Consider the following 4,937-nt stretch of genomic DNA (forward strand, 5'->3'; position numbering starts at 1 on the left):
TAACAAGCTATCAATCCACAGGTTAGCATATGAAATAATTTTACATAGTTTTTAATGGGGGTTACAAGTCCTCCTTTACTACTCCTTATTATATAGAGTTTATTTTATTACTGAACTGTTGCAGTAAAACCACTACGGTGGAAATCTAAAATGAGCAATAGGCAGAAACGCAAGATCTGCGAAGCTTACAAAAAAATATAGATAGAGTAAACTCCGCATTACAAATATAGACCTATAATTACCACAGGATAAGGCATAATATTAATCAACAATAAAAACTCTGATTTCTAAACAAAATATTTATGAAAATAATTGGGGCAAGATGATGCATAATTAAAAAAGATATTTACCTTTGCAACGCAATCAAGCAAACATCTGCGGATGTGGCGTAATTGGTAGCCGCGCTAGACTTAGGATCTAGTGTCGTGAGACGTGAAGGTTCGAGTCCTTTCATCCGCACATAAGAAGAGCTTCTGGTATTAATATCAGAAGCTCTTCTTGCATTTAATCAATTTCCTCTTTTGAACCAAGTCCTACCCTGGTCTCTAGAAAAGAATAACCCCTTCGCCGTAATCCCCAATAATTCGGCTCCATTCAACTGCAAAGAGGCAAACTCTCCACAACCACTACCCACCTTTGAGCGAGCAAACCAAGTTCGTCCCCTATCGCGAGAATAATAAATACCTTTTGTAGTACTTGCAATAATCTCATTACTGCAAACTATCAAATCAATAAAGACACCAACATTGCTCGTCCCTAAAAAACGTCGAAACCAAGCACGTCCACCAGTAGTCGAATACTCAATCATGTTATTGGAGAGATTAATACGAATCAATTCCCCTCCATCATTTATTATTTGTGGCATAGCATATAACTTAAAAAGATAAATATTTCCGAACATTTAAATTAGAGTGTCAGGAGTTGGCACACTCCTCAAGTAAATTTGTCTAAAAATAAGATGATATGATAAACACGAAGTTAGACGAATTATTTCAAAGATGGAGAACAGAGATGGAAAAAGATGGGGTCTCGGGTTTTTCCGAAGATGGATTGATGTACAGAAATGGGCATGAAGATCAATTATGGAATGACTCACCACGCAAAATAGCCTTCCTGCTCAAAGAGAACAATAATAATGATGGAGAAGACGTCCGAGCTTGGAGCGGAAGTATCAATGGGTATTCTCCGAATGGATTATTTTTTAATCGAATTGCAGCTTGGCTTTACGGGATAACATATCTTAAAGATACTTGCTACCCTTCAATAGCTGATGCATTCAACTCTTCGAATCAGATGAAAGCGCTCCAAGAATTACCTTATGCCTACGTTAATGTTAAAAAAAAGTCGGGTGGACCAGTTGCTTATGAATCACAAATCACTGATTTCGCCAAAAGATACGCTAAGTACATTCGAGAAGAGTTGGATATATTAAGCCCTAACATTATAGTTTGCGGCGGTAACACCGTATTTAAGATCGCTAAAGAACTTATTTATCCAGAACTTAACTTTAGCGAGAAGAACAGCTGGACTCATCAAAACCAAAAGAAACAAATCACAATTATAAATAGCTTCCACCCTACAGCACATAAACCAAACGAACACATGTACGACTGGATGATGGAAAGCTTAATAAACAACATTTAAAATTCAAACTATGGAAACTTTAGATTTAAACTGTCAAGAAGCTGCTTTTCCTCTTATTATATGGATAGCTATGGCTTTAGGTACATTTATTATGGGATTATTAGCCACTATCATAAATATTCCACTTGGTTATGATATTGCCATTCTAGGTAACCAAGGAGCTGGTAAAACAACGCTTTGGAATGCTATTACAAGTAAAAACTCTGATATAAAACAAACCCAAGATCGAGAAAGGATTGAAAAAACAATAGTCACAATAGGAGGTGTAAAAAGAAAGATAAAACAAAGCTACGATGTATCTGGCGGTGAAGACAGCGTAAAGCACTACTATGAAGAACTGTGTCAAAAAAAGACCTTCATCATATATATATTTGACAGCTATAAATACGAGCAAGATGTAGAGTACAAAACGGACGTATTAGGGCGATTAAGGAAAATTGGACATGAGATTAGTAAGCAGAAAGAAGAAAAAAACATCCATATAATAGGCTCACATATAGACAAACTGGCAAATAACAAAAAAGAACTAAAGAACATTCATGCAAAACTAGAAAATGAACTACTAAAGGAAATCAATAAAAACTTCAATAATCAGTTAGAAAAGGATAAAAACTTTATACTACTCGACTTAAGTAATAAAAAAGCACTAACCACCTATATAGAAAAAAAACTATTTAACAACTAATCATGAAAAATATACTCTGGTACCAAGACCCTAATAACAAATCACAAGATGTTATCTCTATTAACGGAAAGATCATTACTCCTCCAACCGATCCAACCTATATCAAATACTATAACTATCTACAAGATAAAAATCATACAACCTTCAATAAAGAGAGTGCAAGGGTTTACAAAATGAAAACGGGATATTTCATTAAAGGACATTTGGCGGATAAAGATGTGATAGGCCGCAACATTGGCTTTATGTTTTATAGCGACGCCATAACAACTACCGAGCTGGCGTCAAACCTTATGCAAGAAGCTAAAATAAATGATAAAACTTGCAAAGATGAACTAATAGAGGAAGTTCTACAATTCAAACCCAAAAACTCACTCTCTACTATAATTACTGCGGCATTGATAACAATAGCGATTGTAGCCATCTTAATAATTCTCTTTAAAAACAATTAGTATGAATGAAATTAATCCCCTAAAAGTCATCTGCATTGTAGATGAGATAGATGCCAAAGCGATAGAAAAAGGATACTACCCAGATCTTGAGAACACAAAAGATCAAAAATTTGTCGACATCAACAACATTGATAATTGGGTGAAACAATATGGCGTTGAGCCTAAAATTGGAGAAGTTTATGCTTATGATACTTATGCACAAGACTACGTCCTAATGAATCCATCATTAGAAAAGCAGTTTTCGCAAAACAAAATCGAAGCCTACATTACCACTTTAGGTTATATGGGTGCAACATCAATAAAAGGTAAGATATTCGAAGTAGAAGGAAGAGAGCTTACACAAAGGCGTGATGGGTCAATAGGAGTCAAGTTAGTAAAAACCAGTGCTACAGTAGAAAACAAAACGAATAGTGAATTAAAGCAATCTTTAGAAATTGAGCGGAAATTTAAAGTAAAATCCATAAAAAGCTACGAGGAGATTAAAGAATATCTCGAAAGTAGAGGAATACAAAAAGATCAAATCTTACAGAATAGATTAGAGGAGCTAAGATTTAGTCCGACAGGACAACTTCATGGTACATATTCCATAAAAACTGAATTAACACAAAACCTAACTGAAATACTAGAGATTGGTTACAACCTTAGTATGAGTTATTTTTTTAGTACCAATGTGAACTTTAATGAGACTTGTAGTTCATACCATAAAATAGATTACGAGTTAGAAATATCATTCGATTAACATACAGACTAACACCTAAAACTAAATTATTATGAACTATAAATATAAATTCTGTATCTGGCTTGTCGACTCACTCCTTAATAATAAAAGGAGTATGACTTTTAAGAAGATACAAGAGAAATGGAAAGATTCATCTTTCAATCCTAACGGAGAGGTCTTAACCCTCAGAAGTTTCTATCGCTACAAACAGGATGCACAATCTCTATTCAATGTAGATATTCTTTGTGATAAGAAAAACGGAAGTACGTATTGGATAGATGCTTCAACAGAGTTCCATGAAAACAAGCCCATGCAATGGTTAATGAATGGGCTCAGAATATCGAATATACAAGCTGCATGTAAGGACAGCAGCAAAATCATTTTAGAGCCCGCTCCCGTCGGTATCCAAAGACTGCAAGCGATTATAGAGGCTATTGAAGATAAAAACACGCTAAATATAACCTATAAATCACATTACGGAGAACCTAAAGAACATCAATTTATTCCTGTATTTATCCGATTGTTTAAACAGAGGTGGTACGTTATCGGTCAGGACATAGAGCTGGAGCAACCCATAACTTTTGCCCTAGAACGAATATGTGAACTATCACACCAAGAAGAAGCACGTGAATTATCCGAAAACTTAGTAGATATATTAGATCCCGAAACTTATTTTGCAGATTGCTACGGTATAATCAGAAAACACAACCCTATCAAAATTCAGTTTAGAGCCTTTTGGCCTCAAAACTTATATTTAAAAGATTTACCTATTCATGAATCTCAAATTTTGATAGATGAAACTGAAAACCACAGTGATTTTGAAATCTATGTAAGACCCACTTATGACCTCAAACAGGAGCTCTTATGGAATCGCGACAAACTAGCTGTTCTTGCGCCCGAATCTTTCCGTCAAGATATGATCGCTATTTTAGAGGCAACACTCAAAGGTTATCAAACGGGAGATAGTTATGCAGTAAACGAGTAACTTTCTCACCTGCTTGCAAGGAGAAGTTCTGTAATATGGGTAAGCTATTAGAAAGATTACATCCCATTATCATCTTGGGATAAATATCAATCACTAAGGCTAGGAAGGTTAATGGATCAGTAAACCCCAATTATTAAGTCTTGAGCATATAATATGCCCAAGACTTAATCTGGAGATATGCTCTACATAGGTAAACTAAGTAAAGCTAAATATACGATTGACTTAAGTAGTTTAGTTTTTAGAGGTGAACTTTCTTAACATTATTGCTAGAAGAGACAGCACCAAACTCAGCACTATAAAGTACAAAGGTAAGATAAGTGTTGATCCTGTATGTAAAAAACTAATCCCCTCGGTAATTATCCGACACCCTCTCATAAAGTGTGTAAGTTAAAATGATGGGCTTGGGTAACAACTTTACCTGAGCCGTTGTTTTATAATAAAAAACTTAGACATGTA

Annotated in this window: 6 protein-coding genes and 1 tRNA gene; 6 read left to right on the top strand and 1 reads right to left on the bottom strand. The window is 35.0% G+C overall.

Features of this window, described 5'->3' with window-relative positions; all coding sequences use genetic code 11:
* Positions 1 to 377 precede the first annotated feature (377 nt).
* A tRNA-Leu gene (locus B091_RS0111330) sits at positions 378 to 459 on the top strand.
* Positions 460 to 508: 49 nt separating this feature from the next.
* Here the strand turns inward: B091_RS0111330 and B091_RS12780 are convergent.
* Positions 509 to 865, bottom strand: a complete 357-nt coding sequence (locus B091_RS12780; protein ID WP_025069679.1) for a WD40/YVTN/BNR-like repeat-containing protein — start codon at positions 863 to 865, stop codon at positions 509 to 511.
* Between the two features lie 98 nt (positions 866 to 963).
* Here B091_RS12780 and B091_RS0111340 point away from each other — a divergent pair, with 98 nt between their 5' ends.
* From B091_RS0111340 to B091_RS0111360, 5 genes are read left to right on the top strand one after another with little or no spacing between them, the layout of a single operon-like run.
* Complete coding sequence (locus tag B091_RS0111340) at positions 964 to 1,644, top strand: hypothetical protein (RefSeq protein ID WP_018110112.1); 681 nt, start codon at positions 964 to 966, stop codon at positions 1,642 to 1,644.
* Positions 1,645 to 1,654: 10 nt separating this feature from the next.
* Positions 1,655 to 2,329, top strand: coding sequence for a GTPase domain-containing protein (locus B091_RS0111345; protein ID WP_018110113.1), 675 nt, complete (start codon positions 1,655 to 1,657; stop codon positions 2,327 to 2,329).
* Positions 2,330 to 2,331: 2 nt separating this feature from the next.
* Complete coding sequence (locus B091_RS0111350; RefSeq protein WP_018110114.1) at positions 2,332 to 2,778, top strand: hypothetical protein; 447 nt, start codon at positions 2,332 to 2,334, stop codon at positions 2,776 to 2,778.
* 1 nt (position 2,779) lies between these two features.
* On the top strand, positions 2,780 to 3,517 hold the full coding sequence (locus tag B091_RS0111355; protein WP_018110115.1) for a hypothetical protein: 738 nt from the start codon (positions 2,780 to 2,782) through the stop codon (positions 3,515 to 3,517).
* Positions 3,518 to 3,548: 31 nt separating this feature from the next.
* Positions 3,549 to 4,481 (top strand): helix-turn-helix transcriptional regulator, encoded by a 933-nt coding sequence (locus tag B091_RS0111360; protein WP_018110116.1) that lies wholly within the window; start codon positions 3,549 to 3,551, stop codon positions 4,479 to 4,481.
* The last annotated feature ends 456 nt before the right edge of the window (positions 4,482 to 4,937 follow it).

The sequence above is a fragment of the Bacteroides propionicifaciens DSM 19291 = JCM 14649 genome (assembly GCF_000375405.1).
Lineage (GTDB): Bacteria > Bacteroidota > Bacteroidia > Bacteroidales > Bacteroidaceae > Bacteroides_E > Bacteroides_E propionicifaciens.

Bases quoted from the DNA above. Each gene is read 5' to 3' on its own strand.
- B091_RS12780 (WP_025069679.1), bottom strand. From the start codon at position 865: ATGCCACAAATAATAAATGATGGAGGGGAATTGATTCGTATTAATCTC.
- B091_RS0111345 (WP_018110113.1), top strand. From the start codon at position 1,655: ATGGAAACTTTAGATTTAAACTGTCAAGAAGCTGCTTTTCCTCTTATT.
- B091_RS0111350 (WP_018110114.1), top strand. From the start codon at position 2,332: ATGAAAAATATACTCTGGTACCAAGACCCTAATAACAAATCACAAGAT.
- B091_RS0111360 (WP_018110116.1), top strand. From the start codon at position 3,549: ATGAACTATAAATATAAATTCTGTATCTGGCTTGTCGACTCACTCCTT.
- B091_RS0111340 (WP_018110112.1), top strand. From the start codon at position 964: ATGATAAACACGAAGTTAGACGAATTATTTCAAAGATGGAGAACAGAG.
- B091_RS0111355 (WP_018110115.1), top strand. From the start codon at position 2,780: ATGAATGAAATTAATCCCCTAAAAGTCATCTGCATTGTAGATGAGATA.